Below are 25,243 nucleotides of genomic sequence, written 5' to 3' on the forward strand. Positions count from 1 at the left end.
TATAAAAATAAAAAATCCCCAAAAGATCTGCCTTTGGGGATTTTTTTTGAAAAGATTATTACTTAATTACCACGAATTTTTTTACGCTTCTATTTTGTTTTGAACTGAGTTGCACCATATATATTCCGGCTGCTAAGTCTGAAGTGCTTAACTCATATTTCATCACGGAAGAACCTGAAGCTAATGCGTGCACTTGCATTGTTTTTCCAACTTCATTCAGAATGCTTAAGGTTAAGCCTTCATTCTCTTTAGCGTGGTAAGTTACAAGCGTATTTCCAGTTGTTACCGAAGGTGAGAGTGTAAACACATCCTTAATTATTGCATTTTCAGCAACACCCCAGCCACAAAGCGCAAAACAACTTTCGAAGCAAACTAAATCTAAGGTATCAGCTGCATTTGGTACAGCTAAGGAACGATTGTAACCACCAAATCCATTGGGCACGCCACACAAAGAGGGTACCGTTTCATCGAGCCCGGTGCCAAAGGCATTTCCGTTTATGTATTTGTATTCAACTGTTGCTGTTGTGTCCAAACTAAGGGTTACAGCATACACGTTATTACCTATAGAATCCATTTGTGTAGCACTGGAGCTAAAGCCATTAAATGTTCCTGCAAGGTGAATTCCATTTGGAGAAACAATATAACTTGTCATATCAACCAAAAAGGTTACATCAACAAGTGCCGGCGCGGTGACACAATTTACGCAAGATGAGAAACAAACTACATCCAAAGTGTCAGTTGCATTAGGCACTGTTAATTGTCGATTATACCCACCAAAACCATCCGGCACACCACAACCTGACGGAACATTTTCAACTGTTGTAAAAGTATTTCCATTAATGTATTTATATAACACTACAGTTGTAGTATCTAAAGATAAAACAGCTTCATAAACGCCATTACCAATAGCAGTCATTGCGGTAGAATCGGCATCAAAACCATTAAATGTTCCGGCTATATGAATGCCGTTAAGCGACACCGTTTCATTGCTCATGTTTACTCTAAAATGAATGTCAACAAAACTAGGAGTAACACAATTTGTGCACGATGAAAAACACACTATTCCTAGCACTGTATCGTTTGAAGCAGGCACCGTAAAATATCTATTGTATCCGCCAAAACCATCAGAAACACCACAAGCAGAAGGAACGTTTTCAACAGTAGTAAATGAATCACCATTAATAAATTTATAAGTTACATTGCTATTACTTAAAATAGCCACCACAGCTTCATACACATTTCCACCTATAGGATTCATAAGTGTAGAATCGGCATCAAAACCATTAAAAGTGCCAGCTAAATGAACACCGTTTGGAGAAACTAATTCGTTACTCATGTTTACTCTAAACGTTACATTTATAGGTGTATTAGCGCTGCAATTTGTGCAAGAAGAAAAACACACAGTGGGTAGCACAGTATTTGAGGAAGGAGCAATAATGCTTCTGTTATATCCTCCAAAACCATTTGAAACTCCACATCCTGATGGCACAGTTTCTTCGCCGACAAATGTATTTCCATTAATAAACTTATACTGAATTTGCGCACCAACATATGATGTAATAGTTGCCGAATATATTCCACCTCCAAGGCTAGTCATCAATGTTGAGTCTGCATCAAATCCATTAAATGTACCTGCAATGTGCACCCGATCAGGAGATATTACTTCATTGCTCATATTTACTCTAAACGTAACATCTACCGGAATTTGAATAATGCAATTAGAGCAAGCCGAAAAGCAAACAGTATCCAAATTAACATCTTGCTCCGGCACATCCAGCCATCGGTTATATCCGCCAAAACCATTTGAAATGCCACAAGTTGAAGGAACATTCTCTTCCGTTAGAAAGGTGTTTCCATTAATGAATTTATAGCTTATTGTTTGAGTAGAATCAAGCACTAATTGAATTTCGTATATGTTATTGCTTCCTGCACTGCTCATGGCATTTAAAGACGGGTTAAAATTATTAAATGAACCAGCAATATGAACTCCATCCGGTGAAACTGTTTCTTGAGACATATTTACTTTAAAGGTAACTTTAACATACCCAATCGGAGTGCAATTTGCACATTTTGAAAAACAAACCGTATCAATATCTGTGTCCATTCCCGGCACGTCATAGCTTCGATTGAAACCACCAAAACCATTGGGCACACCACAGGAAAATGGAACTTGCTCCTCTGTTAAGAATGAATTTCCATTTAAAAATTTATAATAAACTGTAGATGAAGTATCTAAACTAACGGTAACTTGATATCTTCCGGCGCCAATTGGATTCATTGGAGTAGCCAGTGTATCGAAATTATTAAAGGAACCAACTAAATAAACACCATTTGGAGAAACGGTAACATTGCTCATGTTAACCAAAAAGGTAATTTTAGCTGTAACCGCACCAACGGTATAAGAATAATTCGCACCTTGATTTGTACTCTGCTTTAATGTAATCAAATCGTAATCATTCGCAAGTGTTGCTTGAGTTGCCTCAATTGTAGATGAAAAGGCATAGTATTTAATTGTAGTTCCGGTAGGAAACCCTGGAATTGTTCCGATAGCTAATGTTGTACCTGCGCCGCCAGGAAAACCTAAAGCAACGATGGTAGAGGTGATAAAATTATCGTCTGAGTATCGGATAAAAAATTTTTCTTGAGATGACGGCGGTGAACTTAACTGCACAGTTATATCCACAGGTTGTAAATCGCTCACCGAATTCATATCTGGTAATTGGGTAACCGGATTGGATGCAGCGAAATTAACCGGTGAATATTCGGTTTGCATTACGACAAAATTAGTGGATGCATAACCCACATTTTTTATTCTTGTAGTATAATAAGAGCTAGCTTTTGTTGGGACCGAAAAGTAGTTATCTGTTATTCCAAGCGTATACCAAACCGTAGGAAAGGCTGTATCATAACCTGTTGTTCCATATTTTCTCCAACGGTTAAACCCATTGTCCGATTCAATCACAAATTGATCAGCTGCCGTATCTGCTTGCAATGTAACAGAGGGATATCCGGCAATATCTTCATTCATTAAATATCCATTTCCATACCAATCATTTTTATATTCAGCATGTAATTTATAGACCTGTGCATTTGTCATTATTGACCACAACAAACAGCTAACGAGTAATAGTAAATTGTAATTTTTTTTCATTGTGTTTTTATTTTTTTTTGTGAGTGTGAAAATAAGGAGAAGTATTGAATCAATATGTTAATTTTATTTATAAATCGAGACACAAAACTCACTTCCCGATTTTTTATACCCGCGATACATCCCTTCCGAATTAAAGGGTAATTCAATGTTTCCGCTTTTGTCAATAGCAATTAATCCGCCTTCGCCACCAAGCTTCACAAGTTTATCCTGCACCACTTTGGCACATGCATCTTTTAAGGTGAGCCCCTTATATTCAATTAAACAAGAAATGTCATAAGCAACAACTGCTCTAATAAAATATTCCCCATGCCCGGTGCAAGAAATCGCACATGTTGCATTGTTGGCATAAGTACCCGCCCCAATCATCGGGCTATCTCCTACTCTACCGTATTTCTTATTTGTCATACCTCCTGTTGATGTTGCTGCCGCCAAATTGCCCATTAAATCGAGTGCAACAGCGCCGACTGTTCCAAACTTTTTATCGGAATGATCCAATTGCATTTTATCGGTTTGTCTTATTTCTTTAAGCTGATCGAATCGCTGTTGTGTAAAAAAGTAATCATCGGGCATTTGTTCCACTTGCATGTGATGAGCGAAATCCATAGCACCCTTGCCACTCAAAAAAACATGTTCGGTTTTATCCATCACTAAACGTGCAAATGAAACAGGATTTTTTATTTTTTCAATCCCCGTCACAGCACCGGCTTTTAGCGTTTTCCCTTCCATAATTGAAGCATCCATTTCATGCCTTCCTTCATGTGTAAAAACAGAACCCTTGCCTGCATTGAATAAGGGATTGTCCTCTAAAATACGCACTGCAGCTTCAACAGCATCCAAAGCAGTACCATTTTCTTTTAACACGGCATCACCTGCTACTAATGCAGCGGTCAATGCTAAATTATAAGCTGCTTCCTTTTCAGGAGTCATGCTCGATTGAAGAATGGTGCCAGCTCCACCATGCACGGCAATTGCGTATTGATTCATTTTGAAATGGTTAGTTTTTGTTTTATGTTTAGTCACAAATTTAGAATATATTTCTCATGCTGATTGATTTAAGAAGTGATACCGCCACACGCCCCAGTGCTGGCATGATGCAGGCCATGATGCATGCCAAAGTTGGCGATGATGTATTTAGTGAAGATCCCACGGTAATAGAATTACAAGAAAAAACTGCTTCGCTCTTTGGCATGGAAGCCGGATTATTTTGTCCTTCCGGAACAATGACCAACCAAATTGCCATTAAAACCCATACCCAACCGGGCGATGAACTAATTTGCGATAGCAATGCACATATTTATAACTATGAAGGTGCTGGAATAGCCTTCAACTCTGGTGTGCAAGCAAAATTAATTCAAGGTGATCGTGGGAGAATTAGCGCCGAACAAATTGTGGATGCCATTAATTTGAATTACGATTGGCTGGCAAAAACTACTTTGGTGAGCATTGAAAACACTTCAAATCGGAGTGGAGGCAGCTTCTATGATTTAGCGGAAATAAAAAAAATTGCCGCACTTTGCAAAACAAAAAATTTGAAATTTCATTTGGATGGTGCGCGCGTATTTAATGCTTTAATTGAAATGCCCCATCCCGGAAGCACTACTGATGAAGAAAAAGTAAAGCTTTTAGCTAAAGAATTCGGGGCACTTTTTGATTCGATTTCAGTTTGTTTTTCAAAAGGTTTAGGAACACCCGTTGGCTCAGTTTTGTTAGGTTCAGCTGAATTTATTGCAAGAGCAAGAAGAGTGAGAAAGGTATTTGGAGGAGGAATGCGCCAAGCGGGATATCTCGCTGCTGCAGGAGTGTATGCCTTGGAAAATAATATTGCCCGTTTAAAAGAAGACCATAATAGAGCAAAACTGCTGGAATCAGAATTAATTAAAATGCCGTATGTTTCTTCCATCCTTCCGGTCGATACTAATATACTTATCTTTACCTTAACCGATGCCATTAAAAGTGATGATTTTGTAAGCATATTGCTCGAAAACAAAATTGTAAGTTCCGCATTTGGCAAACAAAAAATCAGGTTTGTTACCCATCTCGATTTCACGGACGATATGCTGGACAAGGTTATTGCTGTATTGAAAAAATTGGGAACGAATCCATAATTCCATTCGAAACGATTTGAATTAAAACTAAAAATTGTATTTTTCATTTTTAAAAACCAGAATCATCCCTTATGGCATATACTTTTTATCCTTCCGAAGTGATTGATATCATTGATGAAGCACACAATGTGAAACGCTTCTTTTTTAAAGTTACGGAATTTGAGCGTTTTGATTTTTATGCAGGACAGTTTGTGATGTTAGATTTACCACTAAACTCTAAAGTTCAAACACGCGCCTATTCAATTGCTTCTGCTCCTGACGGTACCAATGTTTTTGAATTAATAATAGTGCTTAAGGAGGATGGATTAGGCACTCCTTATTTATGGCAAAATGTGCGCATCGGTTCTATTATTCCGGTTACTAAAGCTATTGGTAAATTTATGGGTCCACGCCCTGCAAGCTTTGATACTGATTTGTGCTTTATATGCACTGGCACTGGTATTGCACCCTTTCGGGCGATTGTTCAGGATATTCTTAACCATAACATTCCACATAAAAACATCAATTTAATTTTTGGATGTCGCTATCAAAAAGATATTACCTATCGTAAAGAATTTGAAGAAACTCAAAAGCAACTTCCCGGATTCCGCTACATTCCCATCTTATCACGCCAAGGCGATGAAACTTGGAAAGGGGAAACCGGCTATGTACACCGTATTTATAAAGAGCTTTATGCCGATAAAACACCTTGTACTTTTTACCTCTGCGGTTGGAAAGTAATGATTATGGAAGCACGACAAAATTTGCTCGATATGGGATATGATAAAAAGCAAATTAAATTCGAATTGTACGATTAAGATATAGTAGCTTTTTATAAGTAGTCAATTTAACATTCCTAGAGCTGACAAAATAATTTTCTTTTGCGTTCTTTGCCGCGCAAACGCCTCATTCATACATGAAAATTTATTTTTTGAAGTATCTATTTTTCCTTGCCCTTATAGGTATATGCATTTGCTCCTTGTTCTGCAATTCTCCGACAACGGAAACGAGTGAAAATGATTCCCCTTATTTAAATCATAACGATACAGTTAAATATGTAGGCATTGAAACCTGTAAAAAATGCCATATTGCTATTTACGAGTCCTTTATCAATACAGGAATGGGCAAAAGTTTTGATAAATCCTCAAGACAAAAAAGCTCTGCAATCCTAAATACTCATACGGTTATTTATGATTCCTATTCAGATTTTTATTACCGCCCATTTTGGGATGCCGACAGTTTAAAAATCATGGAGTTTCGTTTGCAAAATAAGGACACCATTTATAAGCGTATCGAAAAGGTCGATTACATTATTGGATCCGGCCAACATACTAATTCGCACATGTATTCCACAAATGGCTATTTGCGCCAAATGCCAATGACATTTTACACACAAATGGCAACCTGGGACTTACCTCCCGGATTTGAAAAAGGTTTCAATACCCGATTCAATCGCCTAATTGGCTTGGAATGCATGACTTGTCACAACTCCTTTCCAAAATTCGTGGAGGGTTCCGAAAATAAATACAGCTCTTTGCCTAATGGCATAAATTGTGAGCGTTGTCATGGCCCAGGCAGTATGCATGTGCGTGAAAAAATGGCTGGAAACCTTATCGATACTAGTAAAGCCATCGATTACACAATTGTAAATCCAGGAAAACTACCTATCGATTTACAGTTTGATGTATGCCAACGCTGTCATTTGCAAGGAAATGCGGTATTAAAAAACGATCATTCCTTTTATGATTTTAAACCGGGTAAAAAATTATCCGATTACATGAGTGTGTTTTTACCAAAATACAAAGGTGCCGAAGATGAATTTATTATGGCATCACATGCCGATAGACTTAAAATGAGCGCTTGTTTTATAAAGAGTTTTATTCCATCGAAGAGTGAAAATTCGTTGCGCCCTTACAAACAATCACTTACCTGCGTTACCTGCCACAACCCGCATGTGAGCGTAAAAGCAACAGGGCAAGATGTATTTAATACAGTATGTAAAAATTGCCACAAGGCACAAAAATCCGTAACAGATTGTAGCGAAAATATGCCAGTGCGAATGGCAAAAAATGGCGACAATTGTGTCAATTGTCACATGCCTAAATCAAATACCTTAGATATTCCGCATGTGACCACAACCGATCATTTTATTCGTGTTCCTGTTACTCATGCGGTTAAAAAAGCAACAAAAACTTTTCTAGGTTTATATTCGATTAATGAAAAAAATCCAACTGCGGCAACACGCTGTGAAGCCTATATAAATCAATTCGAAAAATTCGACAACAATCCAATGTTGCTTGATTCGGCTGCAAAATATGCAGATGATAAAAGCACAGCAGCTATAACTCAAAATTTTGATTTGATAGTTAGACTTCAATTCTGCAAAAGAAATTATTCAAAAATTCAAGAGTATGTTGCTAAAGTGGGAATGGATATTTTGTTGAATAACCAAAATCCTATTTTCAAAAAATCATTCGATAATAAAAATGCATGGACCTTATATCGCGTCGGTGAAGCATACACGAGTAGTGAACAGCATCAACAAGCCTATCTCTTTTATAAATATGCCTGTAAATTAGCTCCCGAAAATCTTGAATTTAAAAATAAACTCGGCGCATCGCTTTCTGAAAATGGTAAAATCGTGGAAGCACAAAAAGTTTTTGAATCCATTGTAAAATCAGATCCTAAATTTGCAGCCGCCTTATCGAATTATGGCTATTCCTTTTTATTGGCAAAAAATATTGAAACAGCAGAAATGTACTTTGATAAAGCCCTTCAAATTGACCCTGACTTAGAAATTGCACTTCTTAACAAAGCAGGGGTTTTACTGTATAAAAACAATACTTCTGAAGCAAAAAAAATGCTTCTAAGAGTACTTAAAATCAACCCGAAAAATAATAAAGCAAAAGCAATCTTAACTGAAATTTAACTGCACAGTGGCAAAAAAGAAAAGCAAACGCTCATTTGCAAAAAAAGTAATTATCGCATTGGTATTGGTTATCCTTGTTGGTGGACTAGGAACTACTTATTTGGCCTATCGCACAATTTACAAACCCAATGTTACGCTTAATGGTAAAAAATCAACTTATATTTATATAGCAACCGGATCTAAATTTGAAGATGTAAAAGAGCAATTATATTCAAATGGATTTATCAGCAACCACAGCACTTTTGAGTGGATGGCGGAGCGTAAAAATTATACTCGAAAAATTAAACCGGGTAAGTACTTTATTCTTGCCAACATGAGCAACAATCAATTAATTGACCTATTGCGCTCGGGAAAACAAGAACCGGTAAGGGTTACCTTTACTTTTGCGCGCACAAAAAAGGAACTCGCCAAAAAAATTCATGAACAATTAGAAGCAGATAATATTGAATTTGAAAACTTGTTGAGCGACGATGATTTTTTACAACAATACGGCTTGAATTCTGATAATGCACTTACTTTATTTATTCCCAATACTTACGAATTTTATTGGAATACATCTGCCAAAAAACTGATTCAAAAAATGGCAGGCGAATACAAAAAATTTTGGAACGAGGAACGACAAGCGAAAGCGAAGACTATTGGTTTTAGTCAAACTGAGGTGGCAGTGCTCGCTTCAATTGTGCAACAAGAAAGCTATATTGATGCTGAAAAACCAATGATTGCGGGTGTTTATATAAATCGCATAAATAAAAGAATGCCCTTGCAAGCAGACCCAACTTTGATTTGGGCAGTGGGTGATTTTACTATTAAACGTGTCACCGGCAAATATTTCAATATCGTCTCGCCATACAATACCTATAAAAATTTAGGTCTTCCTCCAGGTCCAATTTGTTTGCCCAGCGTGAAAAGTTTGGATGCTGTTTTAAACTACAAAAAGCACAATTATATTTACTTCTGCGCAAAGGAAGATTTCTCAGGTTATTCCAATTATGCGAGCAATTATGAAGCACATTTAAAGAATGCCCGCAAGTACCAAGCTGCCCTAAATAAAAGGAATATACATAATTAGCAAGTCTTTCCCAAGACCATTTTAACAACACAACAGCCTTACAATCAACCTACTAGTTATTTTTCCACAAGCCCTCTTTTTAAGCTGAAAATCCACTCCAAAATTTTACCTTTGAAGGATTTATTTTAGCGAAACAACTTGTTGAAATGTATTGAATTAAGATGCGACTAAAACCTGATATGGCTGCTTATTTTAAATCTGCCAGTGCACAATTTAGCTCTAGGTCAGAAGTTTGGTTATTTGGTTCAAGAGTAGATGATACAAAAAAGGGGGGGGATATTGATTTATTGATTTTGAGCGAGGAAAAAATAGCTTCACCCGAAATTTCAAAGTTTTATTGGAAATTCCAACAACTTTTCGGAGAACAAAAATTGGATATCGTAAATTACACTTTTACTGAAAATGTAAATTTTAAGGCACTTATTTTAACAAATGCGGTGAAATTATGAGCTATGTAAGCGATGTTAATGAGAGATTGAAATATGAGCTGTCTGCCAATATAAACCTGCTGACTAAAGCCAATAGTAGGCTTGTTCAGAGTTTTGAACTGTGTTCTGAAATTATTAAAAAAGAAAATTTTACTGAAGAAGATTATCTTATTTTGGATAGTTTAACATCGCGATTTGCTCGATTGTCAGACATTTATACTCAAAAAACATTAAGACTTATTTTTGAACTTCTTAATGAATATCCAAACACTTTTATTGACAAAGCTAACTTTGCAGAAAAATTGCAATTGATTGAATCCGCCGAAAGACTTAGTGAAATTAGAATGTTACGAAATGATATTGCACATGAATACGAAGAAAGCGATTTACAATTGCTCTTTGTTAGAGTTTTAAAACTTGTGCCAAGTATGACAAGCATTATTAACTCTACTTTAGCTTATATTCATAGAAAATTTGAAATTAAAACAACAGACAATTAACCCCAAATCGAAACTCGAATTAATTAAATAATACTCGACTGCAGCAAAACATCATTATTTCAATAAATAACTCATTAAGTCAATAATTTAGAAATTCAACAATTAATTACAAAGAATGGCCGAACCAAAATATAACGAAGACAGCATACGCACCCTCGATTGGAAAGAACACATTAGACTTCGTCCCGGAATGTACATTGGAAAGCTTGGCGATGGCTCTTCACAAGATGATGGAATATACATTTTGCTTAAAGAAACAATTGACAATTGTATTGATGAATATGTGATGGGGCATGGTAAAAACATCGAAATCAGCATAAAAGACCGTACTGTAAAAGTGCGCGATTATGGACGTGGTATTCCTTTAGGAAAATTAATTGACGTAGTTTCCAAAATCAATACTGGTGCAAAATACGATTCTGAAGCTTTTAAAAAATCGGTGGGTTTAAATGGTGTGGGAACAAAGGCTGTGAATGCGCTTTCTAATAGTTTTAAGATTCAATCTATACGAGATGAGAAAAGCAAAGAGGCTGAATTTGTACGTGGTGAGCTAATTCGAGATGGTAAAATTGAAGACAGCAGTTTGCGCAAAGGTACACTCGTAACATTTGTTCCCGATGAAAAAATATTTGGAAATTTTCACTTTCTAAACGATTATGTGGAAAAAATGTTGTGGAACTATGCCTACCTCAACACCGGACTCACACTGAATTACAACGGAAATAAATTTTATTCCGAAAATGGATTACACGATTTGCTTTCTCAAAATTTAAGTGGAAATATTTTATATCCAATTATTCATTTACGTGGCCACGATATTGAGATTGCTTTCACACACGGTACCTCTTATGGTGAAGAATATTATTCTTTCGTAAACGGGCAGCATACCACACAAGGTGGAACGCATCAAGGCGCATTTCGTGAAGCAGTGGTGAAAACCATTCGCGAATTTTATAAAAAAGATTTTGAGGCAGTGGATGTGCGCACATCTATCGTAGCTGCTATCAGCATTAAGGTGCAAGAACCTGTTTTTGAATCACAAACTAAAACTAAACTTGGCTCTCAAGAAATAGCTATTGGCGGCACTTCCGTGAAAACGTTTATTGGCGATTTTGTTAAAACAGAACTCGATAATTATTTGCATAAAAACCCGGATACAGCTGAATTGCTTTTGCAAAAAATATTGATGAGCGAGAAAGAACGTAAAGAACTTTCCGGTATCCGTAAAATTGCCAGAGATCGTGCTAAAAAAGCCAGCTTGCATAACCGTAAATTACGCGATTGCCGGGTACATTACAATTCCGACGATGAACGCAGGTTAGAAACTACACTTTTTATTACCGAGGGAGATTCAGCTAGTGGAAGCATCACCAAATCGCGCGATGTAAATACCCAAAGCGTTTTTAGTTTAAAAGGAAAGCCACTTAATTGTTTTGGCTTGACGAAGAAAATTGTTTACGAAAACGAAGAGTTTAATTTGCTGCAAAGTGCATTGAACATAGAAGATGGGATGGACGACCTTCGCTACAACAATATTGTATTAGCAACCGATGCCGATGTGGATGGGATGCACATACGCTTACTTTTGATTACTTTTTTTCTTCAATTTTTTCCTGATTTAGTTAAGAACGGACACCTTTATATTCTGCAAACACCGCTATTCCGCGTTCGCAATAAAAAAGAAACGGTGTATTGCTATAGCGATGAAGAACGTCAAAATGCAATAGCGCGTTTAGGTGTAAAACCTGAAATTACTCGTTTTAAAGGCTTGGGAGAGATTTCACCGGATGAATTTAAAAACTTTATCGGCAAAGATATTCGATTAGACCCTGTGATTATTGGTAAAAATGCAAGTATCGAGGAAATGTTGAGCTATTACATGGGTAAAAATACACCGGAAAGGCAGGATTTTATTATTGGTAATTTGAAGGTGGAAAAAGATTTGGTTGAGGAAACAACATAATGCACCTTGCAAATTGAAAATACAGGTGATTGTAAAAAATAAGAAAGCATCAGAATAATAAATGAGCAACGAAGAAGAAAACACAAACAACCGACAAGAAGGAGAATTCGAAAATTCCGGAAATGATGAAGTACAAAACGTAATTCACATCTCCGGGATGTACAAAAATTGGTTTCTAGATTATGCATCCTACGTAATCCTAGAGCGCGCTGTACCTTATATTGAAGATGGTTTAAAGCCGGTTCAACGCAGGATTTTGCATTCTTTAAAAGACTTAGACGATGGGCGCTACAATAAAGTAGCCAACGTTATTGGGCATTGCATGAAATATCACCCTCATGGGGATGCCAGTATTGGAGATGCTTTAGTTGCTTTAGGTCAAAAAGAATTGCTCATCGATTGCCAAGGTAACTGGGGCAATACCCTTACCGGGGATTCAGCCGCAGCTCCGCGATACATTGAGGCACGCCTCTCCAAATTTGCGCTTGATGTTGTATTTAATGCTAAAACAACTATTTGGCAAGCTAGTTACGATGGCCGAAATCGAGAGCCGGTCACCTTGCCTGTAAAATTCCCATTGCTCTTAGCGCAAGGTGTTGAAGGAATTGCGGTGGGATTAGCCTGCAAAATTATGCCGCATAATTTTATTGAATTAATTGATGGCTCAATCGATATTTTGCGCGGTAAAAAAACACATATCGTTCCCGATTTTTTGGGTGGGGGTATGGCCGACTTTAGCAATTACAACGATGGGTTACGCGGTGGTAAAGTGCGTGTACGTGCAAAAATTTCGCAACTCGATAAAAAAACGCTTGTCATTAACGAAATTCCCTTTGGAACTACTACCACAAGTCTTATCGATTCTATACTATCTGCCAACGATAAAGAAAAAATTAAAATCCGTAAAGTAGAAGACAATACTTCCGATACTGTAGAGATTGTTATTCACTTGCCAGCCGGAATTTCGCCCGATAAAACCATTGACGGATTATATGCTTTTACCGATTGCGAAGTATCAATATCCCCAAATGCCTGCATCATCGAAGACGATAAACCTCGCTTTGTGGGTGTGAATGAAATGCTCAAAATTTCGACACATAAAACCTTAGCATTGCTTAAAAAGGAACTCGAAATTGAATTGGGTGAACTGGGTGAACAATGGCATTTTTCATCGCTCGAAAAAATATTTATCGAAAAAAGAATTTACCGCGACATTGAAGAAGCAGAAACCTGGGAAGCAGTAATTGCTGCAATTGACAAGGGTTTAAAACCTTACAAAAAGAAATTCAAACGCGAAATTACAGTTCAAGACATTGAGCGCTTAACAGAAATAAAAATCAAACGTATTTCCAAATTCGACTCCTTTAAAGCCGATGAATTAATTAAAGGAATTGAAGACCAAATAAAACAAGTACAACATCATTTAGATAATCTTATTGAATTTGCAATTGAGTATTTCAAAAACCTTAAAAAGAAATATGGAAAAGGTAAAGAACGTAAAACCGAAATAAAATCTTTCGATACCATTGTTGCCTCTCGCGTAGCGGTTGCCAACGAAAAATTATATGTCAACCGTGAAGAAGGTTTTGCCGGATTTGGATTGAAGAAGGACGAATTCATAGCCGAGTGTTCCGACATCGACGACATTATTGTATTCCGTGAAGATGGAACCATGACCGTGAGTAAAATTGCTGATAAAGCATTCGTAGGGAAAGGTATATTGCACATCAATGTTTTTAAGAAAAATGATGAGCGCACCGTGTACAATATGATTTACCGAGATGGAACCAAAGGAAGCGTAATGATAAAACGGTTTAGCGTTACCGGCGTGACCCGCGATAAATTATATGATTTAACAAAAGGGACCAAAGGTTCTGAAGTGCTTTATTTTACTGCCAATCCAAACGGTGAAGCTGAAGTAGTTACGGTGTTCCACAAAGCACTTCCCGGAATTCGCAAATTGCAATTCGACATGAATTTTGGTGAAATAGCTATTAAAGGAAGGGCGTCTCAAGGAAATATTGTTACCAAGTATCCGGTGCGTAAAATTGTGCTCGCTGAAAAAGGTGTTTCTACATTAGGCGCACGTATGATTTGGTTTGACGATACAGTGCAACGCCTTAACACCGAAAGCCGCGGTCAATATTTAGGCGAGTTTAGTGCTGATGATAAAATTTTAACCATCATGCAAAGTGGCCATTACAAACTCCACAATTTCGATTTGGAAAATCACTTTGAGGAAGACATGATTGTAATTGAAAAATTAAAAACCGATAAACCAATTACTGCTATTTACCTCGATGGTGAGAAAAAGGAATACTTTGTAAAACGCTTTTTAATTGAGCCTTCCGATAAAAAAGTGCTCTTCATTAGCGAATTTGAAGGATCACTTTTAGAATGTGTTTCGACCGATCTTTTACCTGTAGCGGAAATAAAATTTTATAAAAATAAAGGCAAAGACATCGCCAATGAAGAAATAAAACTGGCCGACTTTATTAGTGTAAAAGGACTAAAAGCAAAAGGAAATCGACTCTCACAAAATAAAATCAAAGAAATTAATTTAATGGAGCCCATTCCTTCGCCCGATGAAAAAAAGGAAGACGACAAACCTTCCTTCGACCTCGAACGCATGGAACGCTTAAAAGCCATCAAAGACAATTTAGATGAAATGGATAGTCAAATAAAATTAGAATTTTAAACCTCAATTAATAATAAATAACCCAAAATCTCTTGAAAAAATACATTCTTTCAGCAACATTTTTGTTTATCTCTTCCCTCCTATTTGCACAAGCGAATAAAAATATGGTGCAACGAAGTCAGTTGCGATTTCCCGGTAAGCAGCTTAGTAATATTTGTGGCTATGTGGATTCGCTTGGTAACGAATATGCTCTAGTGGGGCATTCCACCGGTATGACAATTGTGGATGTTACCAATCCCGATAGCATTTTTTCGGTAGCAACTATAACTGGTCCAAATTCCATTTGGCGTGAAATTAAAACCTGGCAACACTATGCCTATGTTACCACCGAAGGGGGTGGCGGTTTGCAAATAATTGATATGCGTAATTTGCCCGGCACAATTTTGCCCCACCAAAATTGGACTCCCAACATCAGTGGCCAAGTGCTCGGTAGTATCCATGCCTTGCATATTGATAATGGATTTGTATATCTATATGGAAGCAATATCGGTGCAAAAGGAATTGTTATTGGCGATTTAACAGACCCCTACAATCCTACCTTTGCAGGACTTTACGACGGTAGCTATGTGCACGACGGTTATGTAAGAAACGATACTGCCTGGGCGTGTCAAATTTACGCAGGTACTTTTTCTGCTATTGATGTTTCTAACAAAGCAAATCCTGTGGTGCTTGCCTCACAACAAACGCCAAATGCCTTTACCCACAACTCCTGGTTATCCGACAACAGCAAATATTTATTTACAACGGATGAAGTCGATAATTCATACCTAGCTGCTTACGATGTAAGCGATATAAGCAACATTATTTTTATGGATAAAATCCAATCCCAATATCCCGGCGGCCAAGCAATTGTGCACAATACTCATATACTTAACGACTATGCCATTACCTCTTGGTATAAAGATGGTGTGGTTATTACCGATTGTCACCGACCACAAAATTTGGTGAATGTTGGCTATATTGATGATTGCCCCGAAAGTGGGGGAAGTTACGCAGGTGTGTGGGGCGTATATCCATTTTTACCATCAGGTACAATTGTTACTTCCGATATCGACTCCGGGTTGTATGTTTACTCGCCCACATATGTGCGTGCCTGCTATTTCGAAGGTATTGTGCGTGACAGTTTATGCAACAGCTTGTTAAACAATGTGCATGTTACCCTTATCGGGACAAACGTTCTCGACAGTTCTGATTTTACAGGGAATTTTAAAACGGGTACACCTGATGCCGGCAGCTACACTGCTGAATTTTCTAAGGCAGGATACATCACACAAACAATTCCTGTTACGCTTGTGAATGGCGTTATTACTAACGTTTCAGTAAAACTCTTAAGTAATTCAACCGTAAATTTAAATGGATTTGTAAACGACGCAAACTTTGCTGTTACTTTACCTGGAGCGAATGTTACTTTTACAAATACAAGTGGAACCTATTCGTTACTAACCGATAATACAGGTGAGTACAACAACTGCGCAACGGTTGCAGGAATTTATGATGTGACAGTAGGAAAATGGGGTTTCGAAACCATCTGTTTTGACACACTTGTTTCTCTTGCCAGTTCTAATTTTAACTTGTCGCTCTATCCAAAAATTCAAGATGATTTTAGTTTTAATTATGGTTGGACAGTTCAAACATCCGCAACAACAGGAGCTTGGGTTAGAGGTATTCCGGTGGGTACAACATTGAATAATTTAAACGATGCTAATCCGGGTAATGATGATAGCAACGATTGTACTGATAAGGCTTATGTTACAGGAAATGCAGGTGGTGCTGCAGGAGCAGATGATGTGGACGATGGTGCAACCAATTTATTTTCTCCGGTTTTTGATATAAGTGCTTATGTGCAGCCAATAATTAAGTATTCACGTTGGTTTTTTAATGCCGGTGGTTCAGGTATTCCAAACGATAGCTTGCATATTTTTATTAGCAATGGAACTACCGAAGTGGAACTTGAAAGTGTAACCATCCAAACCGCAGGAGCATCCTCTTGGGTGAACCAATCTATCGATTTAACCGGGTTGATTCCTTTTACCAACACCATGCAAGTTAGAGTGAGAACAGCGGATATTTTACCCGGACATATTGTGGAAGCCGGTTTCGATAATTTTTCAGTTGTAGAAGGAAGTTTGGGAATTGCACAGCCATCACCAACTGCAAACTTATCTATTAGCCCAAATCCTTCGGCAGGTGAGTTTACTTTTTATTATGCTGATTTTACCGCTTCAGTTGAAAATCAACAACTAATAATTTCGGATATTTCAGGTAGAGTGCTTGAAAAAGTTGTTCTTCAAAATGCAAAAACTAAATTCGGTAAAAACTTACCCGCCGGAGCCTACTTTGCATCTATTACTACTACTAAGGGTGAAAAAATTACACAAAAAATAGTAAAGTACTAATTGCCCCATCACACAAAAAAAAACTGCTGAGCACCCATTCAGCAGTTTTTTTTGTGCAAATATTTCCAATATCGAAATTCATCAGTAAAATTCTTTCGTCTAATCAACTAATGCCTCCATTACAATTTTAATTTACTTTTTAGTAAGTATCCCATTGCAATGCTTATTACAGGAATACCGATGTAACTCAATCCAATCGATAAAAAATAATCAACAAATGTTGTCTTCATCATTGGAATTAAAACTATCGTGTCCAAAACAATATTGATTGCAAACCAGCTAAACCCAACAACTATACTTTGAAGTAAATAATCGCTCTCCACAAATTTGAAATAGCGATAAAGCAGGTAACAGCCTGATACAACTCCTACCAACATAATTGTAGACTTAAAAGTTGCGTAGGGTACTACAAGTTCACCACCCGGTTTATAAAATAAAAATGAAACCGCAAATGGAATTAACCAAGATAGTATCCCTAAAAAGATGTTCTTGATAACTAATTTCTGTGACATAGTGCAAGAATTTTAAACCAAAATTAATTAAGTGTATAATTGCCAAAGTTGACTCCGATCAATGCTAGTAATGATACTCGTCATTGCGAAAATCATTTTGGAGTAATATTATTTCAACACACTGAGCTTAGTTGCTCTTGCAATTTTGTCAACTACTTCAAATAAAAAATTATATAATTACTTCTGACTTTTAATTTTCTTGGTAACAATGCCAAAGTTTAATCCGAGATTAAACTTAAAATTGGAATTGTAAAGCGATTGCTCACCATCAAATGGATCAAAATATTTACGTGACTGATTTTGACGTTGCTCCCAAAATTTTAATTTTTTATAACCGAAGCCGCCAAAAAAATCAACAGCCACAGTGCGTGCAATAAAAAACTGAATACCCACCAACATATTTACATTAAAATTACTTTCGCCAATATACAGGTTATTGGCCATGAAGTAAGGTGTTGTTAATTTTGCATAGGCATACGAAACATGCGGAGAGATGTAAAAACCTTGTGGTGAATATTTTTTACGCGATGGAAAAAAACGATGCGAGGCTTGCACCCTAAATCCTCTTACAATTGTTTTTTGTGAACCAAATATCCCAAAACTATCTTCAAAAAGTTTGTAGATTAAACTCTTTCCTAAATACCCCATGCCCAATTGCGTAGATTGCCTTTTTGAAGTGGTAAATTCACTCAACAATCGATATTCGCCGGTGTAGAGCAATGGTCCCCACAAAATCGGTATGGGGTTAAATTTTATTACAGCATGAATTTTTTGAGGATAATTAAATTTTAACACAATACTATCTTGCGCCTTGCTTGTAGAAACAAGGAAAAGCAGTAGCAAAAATAATGACCACAAAAGATTGCTTCGGGTGTACATGCTTAAATTTTCATTCGGGGTGAAGGAATTGATGAAGACGTTGCAAAATCTTGTTTCTGGTATTTCAAATATCCGGTCATGGCTATCATGGCTGCATTATCGGTACAATATTCAAACTTAGGAATAAAAACTTTCCATCCAAAAGTATTATTCAATAAAGCTTTCCGCAAACCACTGTTGGCACTTACTCCACCGGCAATGGCAATTTGTGTCACCCCTTTTAAGTCGCTCGCTGCCTTTAGTTTCTCCATTAAAATTTTGACAAGGGTGTATTGTATTGAGGCACAAATATCATTCTTATTTTTTTCAATAAAATCAACATCCATAGCCATATTATCTTTCACAAAATACAACACGGCTGTCTTAAATCCACTAAAACTAAAATCCAAATCCGCTATTTTTGGCACAGGGAATTTAAACGCCAATGGATTTCCCAATTGAGCAAACTTATCTATTAATGGCCCACCGGGATAAGGCAATCCCAATATTTTTGCCGATTTATCAAAGGCTTCTCCAGCTGCATCATCCAGCGTTTCTCCGATAACAGTCATTTTAAAATAATCCTCTACATACACCAGTTGAGTATGCCCTCCCGACACAGTTAAACATAAAAAAGGAAATTCTGGAACCTTATTTTCTTGCACAGGTGATTGTATAAAATGCGCCAAAATATGGGCCTGCATATGATTTACTTCAATTAATGGAATGCCTAAAGCACTGGCAAATGATTTGGCAAAGCTCCCGCCCACCAATAAAGAACCTAATAATCCGGGGCCTTGTGTATAGGCAACTGCCGAAATCTCAGACTTGCGCACTCCCGCCGCTTTTAACGCTTCGTCCACCACCGGAATAATATTGGCTTGATGCGCCCGAGAAGCAAGTTCCGGCACCACTCCCCCATATTGTTTATGCACCAATTGATTGGCAACAATATTGGCAAGAATTTTGCCATCACGCAACACAGCAGCCCCAGTATCATCACAAGAGGATTCGATTCCTAAAATTGTTATCGCTTGGTGTTGCATAATCGCTAATTTTACACAAATGTATTGCATTGAACTTAAAAAATACACTTTATGCTATTTCAGTTTCAACAATGCATGTTTAGCAAAATGATGAAAAACAACTGAAAGGGCATGTATTTATTTACTTATTTCGTAAGCATATCAAAAAATTAATTAATATATTAAAAGTGCTTGTTGCGGTAATGCTCCTGTTTTTGGTGGGAGTATATGCCCTTATGCGCAGCAGTACTATCCAAACTTTCCTAAGCCATAAAGTGGCTACCTACCTCAGCGAAAAATTAAAAACAGAAGTGCAAGTAGGTAGTGTCGATTTTGAACTCTTCCGAACATTTGTTATTAACGATGTGTTTGTGCGCGATTTACATAAGGATACACTCGTTTATGCCGGACAATTAAAATTGAGTGTAAAGAATTTTAACATCAATAAAAATGTATTTAACTTAAAAAGCATTGAAGTGGTTAATACGCGTTTTAATTTGGTGCAATACAAAAATGAGCACGATCTTAATTTTCAGTTTATCGTGGATGCCTTTGATAACGGCGATACCAGCCATACCAAAAGTAAGCCCATGTATGTGTGGTGCCATAATTTTGAATTAAAAAATGTTGATTTTTCGTACCGATATGAAAACGATACCACACCTAATTATGGCATTAATTTTAACGATGCACATGTGAAGCACGTGAATGCTCGACTAAGCAATTTTTATGTGGAAGGCGACACCCTTAACGGTCGCATCGATAACCTCACCGCAGTCGAAAAAAGTGGATTTATTATTAAACGATTTACCTCCGAAGTGCGCATTTGCGGGCAATTCATGAATTTTAAAAACCTCGATTTTACTACCAACAACAGCCATGTGGTAACTGACTTGCTGAGTTTTAAATCTAAAAACTGGCGCGACTACAACAATTTTGAGGAAAATGTTTACATGTCGGCCATTTTTAAGCGCTCTATTGTGGAGATGGAAGATATTTCCTATTTCGCTCCTGAATTAGAAGGAATCAAAAAAATGCTTACCCTTAGCGGGGATGTGCATGGAAAAGTGAACGATTTAAAAGGTCGCAAAGTAAATATTGCTTTTGGCAAAAGTTCTTTTCTTAACGGAGATTTCGATTTAAATGGCTTGCCTTACCTAAAAGAAACATTTGTACACTTAAAAATAGAAGCACTAAGTACTAATCAAACCGATTTGGAAACCCTTCCCAATTATCCTTTTACGGATAAAACGTATTTAAAATTGCCGCACAATATTGAGCGCTTAGGGCAAATGAATTTTAAAGGAAATTTTACCGGATTTTATAATGATTTTGTTGCTTATGGAAATTTAAATACACAAATAGGCTCCATCTCTTCAGATATCCAAATGAAGCAAGCATCCGCAGAAGCGCCGGTAACCTACAAAGGAAAACTAAAAAGCAATGCCTTTGATATAGGCACATATTACGGTTTGGCTGATGTGATGCGCAATATAACGCTCGACATTGATATAGAAGGGAAAGGACTTAACATTAATAACATAAGCGCGGATATTAAAGGAAAAGTATTCAGCTTTGAATTTCAAAAATACAATTACCGTAACATTGATGTGAAAGGAAATTTTGCTAAAAATATATTCAACGGTCAATTTGCTGTTGAAGACGAAAATGTTGCGCTCAACTTTGACGGAGATATTGATTTAACCGGAAAACTACCCTACCTCAATTTTAAAAGCGAAATCCGAAAAGCCAATCTTTCTAACCTAAATTTATTTAAAACAAAAAATAAAATTGATTTTTCAACTACTGCAATTGTTAACCTAACCGGTGATGACATTGACAATTTAATAGGGAGTATAAGGTTAACAAATACCCATCTTATTCAAAATGAAAAATCAGTAGATGTTCAAAATTTCTTGCTCAATTCCACTATTAACAAAGATAATAGGTCCTTGCAATTGCTTTCCGACTTTGCCGATGCAGAAATTAAAGGTCAGTTTAGCCTAAATGAATTGCAAGCTGCTGTACAAAAAATGATTGAAAGTTATATTCCATCTATTATTGCAACTACCAAGACAAAAGTAGAACCTTCTCCACAGAATTTCGAATTTACCTTACTTACCAAACAATCAGAAGACGTTAGTCGTGTGCTTTTTGAAAAACTTTGCTTGCATAAAGCCACGCTCATTCAAGGTGATTTTCATTCCACAAAGAATACTTTCAAACTAAATGTAACAGCTCCTGAAATTGATATTGCAGATAGGAATTTAAAAGAGTTTGAAATTCGTTCTCAAACCGAAAGTGAAAAAATAAACTTGGTTGTTAAAGCAAATAACTTAGCATTAGGTAGCAACAACAATGTGCGAAAAATTATTTTTTACACCAATGCTTTTCAAGACAGTTTAAAATTTAAATTGCAATGGATAAATGACGATGTGCTTAATAATAAAGGAAAACTTAGTGGGTATGCAGCATTCAATTCTGCTCAAAACGTAAATATTCATTTTCTTCCTTCCGAAATTTTTGTGGAAGATTCGCTCTGGACCATCAGTAAAAATAACCTTATTCAAATTAAATCCGACAGTATACATTTTAGTGATTTTGCACTCACTCACAACGCTCAGTCACTTAAAGTGGACGGTTTAATTTCGAGTAAAAACTCCGACTTACTTAATATTAGCCTCAGTAATTTTAATTTAAATATTCTAAATCCGTTGCTGCGTCAAGACGATATTACCTTGGGTGGTATTGTGGATGGAAATACCACCATTTCAGGAATACGTACTAATTTGGTGTTTACTTCTGCATTAAAATTTAAAGGCTTTAGTTTCAATGATGAACTATTGGGAGATGGCTCAGTAATGAGTTTGTGGGACGATTCAAAAGAATCAATAGCCATTAATGGACGCTTTTTAAGAGGCGATATTCCCACCATTTCAGCAAGCGGTTTCTACTATCCTTTTCGGAATGAAAATAGTCTCGATTTTGAATTAGCCTTCCAAAAAACACAATTAAAACTCCTCGAAAAATATACAACCGATGTAGTAAGCCATATTAACGGAACAGCAACAGGTGATTTATTCTTATCAGGATCTTTAAAAAAACCAATTCTAACAGGCTCACTCGAAATTCAAAAAGGGGGTTTCTTAGTCGATTATATTAATACCAATTACACCTTTAGCTCCACGGTAATTTTCAAAAATGGACTTATCACCATACCCGGTTTTATACTCTACGATGCCAATGGTAATAAGGCGAAAGCGGAAGGGGTAGTAACCCACAATTATTTTAACGATATCCGTTTCGAATTTAATTTGGATGCCAATAAGTTTTACTGCCTCAATACCAATGCGGCTCAAAATAATTTATATTATGGTAAAGCCTTTGCGTCGGGCTTGATAAAGATTTACGGGGATTTAAAAAATGTAAATTTTGATATTGATGCCAGAACCGAAAAAGGTACTCAATTCAATATTCCCTTATCCGGTTCTGAAGAAATTAGTGAAAACAAATTTGTAACTTTTATCAATAAAAATGACACTGCTTCTAAAGTAAAAAATGCCTACGAAGTCGATTTATCGGGCATTCAACTGAATTTCGATTTGGATGTTACACCGGATGCAGATGTGCAATTAATCTTTGATTCCAAAATAGGTGATGTCATTAAAGGCAACGGAAGTGGTAATCTTAAAATGCAAATCAACACGCTTGGGCAGTTCAACATGTATGGCGATTATACTATTAACAACGGAGACTATTTGTTTACGCTCAAAAATGTAATCAATAAGCGCTTTAAAATCGATCAGGGCGGAACCATTGCTTGGAATGGAGATCCTTACGATGCCGATGTAAATATAAATGCCATCTATAAAGTACGTACTTCCTTGTTTGAATTGTTACAAGATACCAGCAGTGCTTACAAAAAACGTGTACCGGTAGATGTAGTGCTTCACATGGCTGATAAGCTTTTTAATCCCACCATTAATTTCGATATAAATTTACCCAACTCCGACGAGCGAATTAAAAGCGAAGTGCGCAGCGCCATTGGCTACGAAAGCGAAGCCGATTTAAATAAGCAAGTATTTTCATTGCTTGTATTAGGCAGATTTTTTCCTCCTTCCGAACAAAAAAACAATACCACCGCGAATAACGATATTGGACTCACATCCAACTCTTCTGAGCTGCTATCCAATCAAATCAGCAACTGGCTGTCTCAAACCAACGACTTGTTAAAAATTGGAGTCAAATACCGACCGGGCGACGAAATCACCAACAAAGAATTGCAAGTTGCAGTTTCTACTGAATTGTTCAATGATCGTGTTTCCATTGATGGAAATGTGGGTGTTGCAAATAATCCTTATTCGGCAAGTAATATTGTTGGTGATGTGAACGTGGAATATAAAATTAACCGCGATGGAAAATTTAGAGTCAAGGCATTTAATCAAAGCAACGATTACACTACTATTGCTAATAACGGTCCGTACAAACAAGGACTTGGGCTGTTTTACAGAGAAGAATTCGATACTTGGGGCGAATTAATTAGAAGGTACCGAGAAAAGGTGCGCAGCATCAGAGCCCCTAAAACACCTGAGTTTGGGACGGATGGAGAAAGTTTAAGTAAATAAACTAGTTGTTCAGCTTTTTTCGTTCAAAGTCTAGGATGCTGCTTTTACGCTTTCCCAAAAAGCTCAAATAAAATTTGGCTTCTTCATCCACAAATGCCAGTACAAAGGCAGCCCAAACAAGTATTGGAATGATAGAATAAAGAATCCCATAATACCAAAATCCAAAAAAGCTATACACATAAGCAGTTTCCGGATGTGCCGATAAAAAAATTACTGGCACTTTTTCACCAATCAAATAATGTACGTTTTTAACTGCTGTAAATTCATACAGCTTTAGGTTTTCTTCAAATTGAATTGTAGTATAACGAACAGCTTTCCCATCCGTAAAGGAAGCATGTATCATAAAATCAATTTTATTCAGAAAATAGTATAAGCCAATAATACCGAATCCAATCCAAAGTATTTTTGACTTTGTTAATTTTAAATTCATTGCGCGTGCTTATAATTCAGGTAAACTAAACTTATCATTAACCCAATGCGTATATCTCTTTAGCGTTTCTTCTCGCAGTTTTGAATATTCGAGCGAATAATCGTATTGCAAATCCTCTTGCATTTTCTGAATCAATCCAACCGCTTTGCTCAAACTTCTATATTGAAGTCCTAATAACGGCAAGTGCTTAATTTCGGCAGGAATTATTTTCAAATAAAGCTCCGAAAAATACAAAAGCAATTCGGTTTCCCCCTGCTTAAACTTTGTAAATCGACTGTATTTATTTATCAATCGCAAGGTTTTCCGTAACGATTTTGTACTGTAATAATAGTGCCCTGTTACTGCTTCAAATTGAAGCAAAATTTCAGATTTCACACGCTGTGCATAAGCCAGGGGATCTTCGGCATCAAATAAAAGATAGGTAAGCATCTCCTTATTCTCCGTTTTAAGCTTTGCCATACTCAAGCATACCTCAACTAATTCCTTTTGAGAACGTAAATTAAGCTCCTTCTTTAGCAAGTGAATTTTTTCTTTTTCCAAGGACTTATACTAATTCCTGTTAGGGATAGGGTGTT

The 25,243-nt window shown here is 36.7% G+C and carries 17 protein-coding genes; 10 read left to right on the forward strand and 7 right to left on the reverse strand.

Annotation, left to right across the window (positions count from 1 at the left end; genetic code table 11):
• Positions 1 to 58: 58 nt before the first annotated feature.
• Together IPP32_09755 and IPP32_09760 are read right to left on the reverse strand one after the other, a co-directional pair.
• Entirely contained in the window at positions 59 to 3,151 is a 3,093-nt protein-coding gene (locus IPP32_09755) for a T9SS type A sorting domain-containing protein (protein ID MBL0048363.1), read from the reverse strand.
• Positions 3,152 to 3,214: 63 nt separating this feature from the next.
• Positions 3,215 to 4,135 (reverse strand): isoaspartyl peptidase/L-asparaginase, encoded by a 921-nt coding sequence (locus tag IPP32_09760; protein MBL0048364.1) that lies wholly within the window; start codon positions 4,133 to 4,135, stop codon positions 3,215 to 3,217.
• Between the two features lie 56 nt (positions 4,136 to 4,191).
• Here IPP32_09760 and IPP32_09765 point away from each other — a divergent pair, with 56 nt between their 5' ends.
• From IPP32_09765 to IPP32_09805, 9 genes are all read left to right on the forward strand, one after another.
• Positions 4,192 to 5,256, forward strand: a complete 1,065-nt coding sequence (locus tag IPP32_09765) for an aminotransferase class I/II-fold pyridoxal phosphate-dependent enzyme (protein MBL0048365.1) — start codon at positions 4,192 to 4,194, stop codon at positions 5,254 to 5,256.
• 71 nt (positions 5,257 to 5,327) lie between these two features.
• Positions 5,328 to 6,053: a ferredoxin--NADP reductase gene (locus IPP32_09770; GenBank protein ID MBL0048366.1), complete on the forward strand. Its 726-nt coding sequence runs from the start codon at positions 5,328 to 5,330 to the stop codon at positions 6,051 to 6,053.
• A gap of 302 nt (positions 6,054 to 6,355) precedes the next feature.
• Positions 6,356 to 8,164 carry a tetratricopeptide repeat protein gene (locus IPP32_09775; GenBank protein MBL0048367.1) on the forward strand — a complete coding sequence of 603 codons (1,809 nt, stop codon included), beginning with the start codon at positions 6,356 to 6,358 and terminating at the stop codon, positions 8,162 to 8,164.
• A gap of 7 nt (positions 8,165 to 8,171) precedes the next feature.
• On the forward strand, positions 8,172 to 9,233 hold the full coding sequence (gene mltG, locus IPP32_09780; GenBank protein MBL0048368.1) for an endolytic transglycosylase MltG: 1,062 nt from the start codon (positions 8,172 to 8,174) through the stop codon (positions 9,231 to 9,233).
• A 161-nt stretch (positions 9,234 to 9,394) separates the two neighbouring features.
• Complete coding sequence (locus IPP32_09785) at positions 9,395 to 9,682, forward strand: nucleotidyltransferase domain-containing protein (GenBank protein MBL0048369.1); 288 nt, start codon at positions 9,395 to 9,397, stop codon at positions 9,680 to 9,682.
• A complete protein-coding gene (locus tag IPP32_09790) occupies positions 9,679 to 10,161 on the forward strand; it encodes a hypothetical protein (GenBank protein ID MBL0048370.1) in 483 nt (160 codons plus the stop codon). The genes IPP32_09785 and IPP32_09790 overlap by 4 nt, the downstream gene beginning before the upstream one ends.
• Before the next feature lie 115 nt (positions 10,162 to 10,276).
• Positions 10,277 to 12,124, forward strand: coding sequence for a type IIA DNA topoisomerase subunit B (locus IPP32_09795; GenBank protein MBL0048371.1), 1,848 nt, complete (start codon positions 10,277 to 10,279; stop codon positions 12,122 to 12,124).
• Between the two features lie 61 nt (positions 12,125 to 12,185).
• The gene (locus tag IPP32_09800) at positions 12,186 to 14,822 is read left to right on the forward strand and encodes a DNA gyrase/topoisomerase IV subunit A (protein ID MBL0048372.1); all 2,637 of its coding nucleotides are present in this window, start codon (positions 12,186 to 12,188) and stop codon (positions 14,820 to 14,822) included.
• Between the two features lie 32 nt (positions 14,823 to 14,854).
• Positions 14,855 to 17,218 carry a choice-of-anchor B family protein gene (locus tag IPP32_09805; protein MBL0048373.1) on the forward strand — a complete coding sequence of 788 codons (2,364 nt, stop codon included), beginning with the start codon at positions 14,855 to 14,857 and terminating at the stop codon, positions 17,216 to 17,218.
• A gap of 119 nt (positions 17,219 to 17,337) precedes the next feature.
• On the opposite strand, the gene IPP32_09810 is transcribed toward IPP32_09805, so the two are convergent.
• The 3 genes from IPP32_09810 to tsaD form a co-directional block, all read right to left on the reverse strand.
• Positions 17,338 to 17,730: a hypothetical protein gene (locus tag IPP32_09810; GenBank protein ID MBL0048374.1), complete on the reverse strand. Its 393-nt coding sequence runs from the start codon at positions 17,728 to 17,730 to the stop codon at positions 17,338 to 17,340.
• A 177-nt stretch (positions 17,731 to 17,907) separates the two neighbouring features.
• Complete coding sequence (locus IPP32_09815; GenBank protein ID MBL0048375.1) at positions 17,908 to 18,588, reverse strand: hypothetical protein; 681 nt, start codon at positions 18,586 to 18,588, stop codon at positions 17,908 to 17,910.
• 23 nt (positions 18,589 to 18,611) lie between these two features.
• Positions 18,612 to 19,634 (reverse strand): tRNA (adenosine(37)-N6)-threonylcarbamoyltransferase complex transferase subunit TsaD, encoded by a 1,023-nt coding sequence (tsaD, locus tag IPP32_09820; GenBank protein MBL0048376.1) that lies wholly within the window; start codon positions 19,632 to 19,634, stop codon positions 18,612 to 18,614.
• A gap of 167 nt (positions 19,635 to 19,801) precedes the next feature.
• On the opposite strand from tsaD, the gene IPP32_09825 reads away from it, so the two are divergent.
• Positions 19,802 to 24,238, forward strand: a complete 4,437-nt coding sequence (locus IPP32_09825) for a translocation/assembly module TamB (GenBank protein MBL0048377.1) — start codon at positions 19,802 to 19,804, stop codon at positions 24,236 to 24,238.
• 1 nt (position 24,239) lies between these two features.
• Here IPP32_09825 and IPP32_09830 read toward each other — a convergent pair whose 3' ends face one another.
• Both IPP32_09830 and IPP32_09835 read right to left on the reverse strand, forming a co-directional pair.
• Complete coding sequence (locus tag IPP32_09830) at positions 24,240 to 24,668, reverse strand: hypothetical protein (GenBank protein MBL0048378.1); 429 nt, start codon at positions 24,666 to 24,668, stop codon at positions 24,240 to 24,242.
• 9 nt (positions 24,669 to 24,677) lie between these two features.
• Complete coding sequence (locus tag IPP32_09835; protein MBL0048379.1) at positions 24,678 to 25,208, reverse strand: hypothetical protein; 531 nt, start codon at positions 25,206 to 25,208, stop codon at positions 24,678 to 24,680.
• Positions 25,209 to 25,243: the final 35 nt, after the last annotated feature.

The organism is Bacteroidota bacterium (assembly GCA_016721765.1).
Taxonomy (GTDB): Bacteria; Bacteroidota; Bacteroidia; order UBA4408; family UBA4408; genus UBA4408.

What these genes read in the sequence shown, in the direction of transcription:
- IPP32_09755 (MBL0048363.1), bottom strand. Translation starts at nt 3,151, where the DNA reads ATGAAAAAAAATTACAATTTACTATTACTCGTTAGCTGTTTGTTGTGG.
- IPP32_09760 (MBL0048364.1), bottom strand. Translation starts at nt 4,135, where the DNA reads ATGAATCAATACGCAATTGCCGTGCATGGTGGAGCTGGCACCATTCTT.
- IPP32_09765 (MBL0048365.1), top strand. Translation starts at nt 4,192, where the DNA reads ATGCTGATTGATTTAAGAAGTGATACCGCCACACGCCCCAGTGCTGGC.
- IPP32_09770 (MBL0048366.1), top strand. Translation starts at nt 5,328, where the DNA reads ATGGCATATACTTTTTATCCTTCCGAAGTGATTGATATCATTGATGAA.
- IPP32_09775 (MBL0048367.1), top strand. Translation starts at nt 6,356, where the DNA reads ATGGGCAAAAGTTTTGATAAATCCTCAAGACAAAAAAGCTCTGCAATC.
- IPP32_09785 (MBL0048369.1), top strand. Translation starts at nt 9,395, where the DNA reads ATGCGACTAAAACCTGATATGGCTGCTTATTTTAAATCTGCCAGTGCA.
- IPP32_09790 (MBL0048370.1), top strand. Translation starts at nt 9,679, where the DNA reads ATGAGCTATGTAAGCGATGTTAATGAGAGATTGAAATATGAGCTGTCT.
- IPP32_09795 (MBL0048371.1), top strand. Translation starts at nt 10,277, where the DNA reads ATGGCCGAACCAAAATATAACGAAGACAGCATACGCACCCTCGATTGG.
- IPP32_09800 (MBL0048372.1), top strand. Translation starts at nt 12,186, where the DNA reads ATGAGCAACGAAGAAGAAAACACAAACAACCGACAAGAAGGAGAATTC.
- IPP32_09810 (MBL0048374.1), bottom strand. Translation starts at nt 17,730, where the DNA reads ATGTCACAGAAATTAGTTATCAAGAACATCTTTTTAGGGATACTATCT.
- tsaD (MBL0048376.1), bottom strand. Translation starts at nt 19,634, where the DNA reads ATGCAACACCAAGCGATAACAATTTTAGGAATCGAATCCTCTTGTGAT.
- IPP32_09830 (MBL0048378.1), bottom strand. Translation starts at nt 24,668, where the DNA reads ATGAATTTAAAATTAACAAAGTCAAAAATACTTTGGATTGGATTCGGT.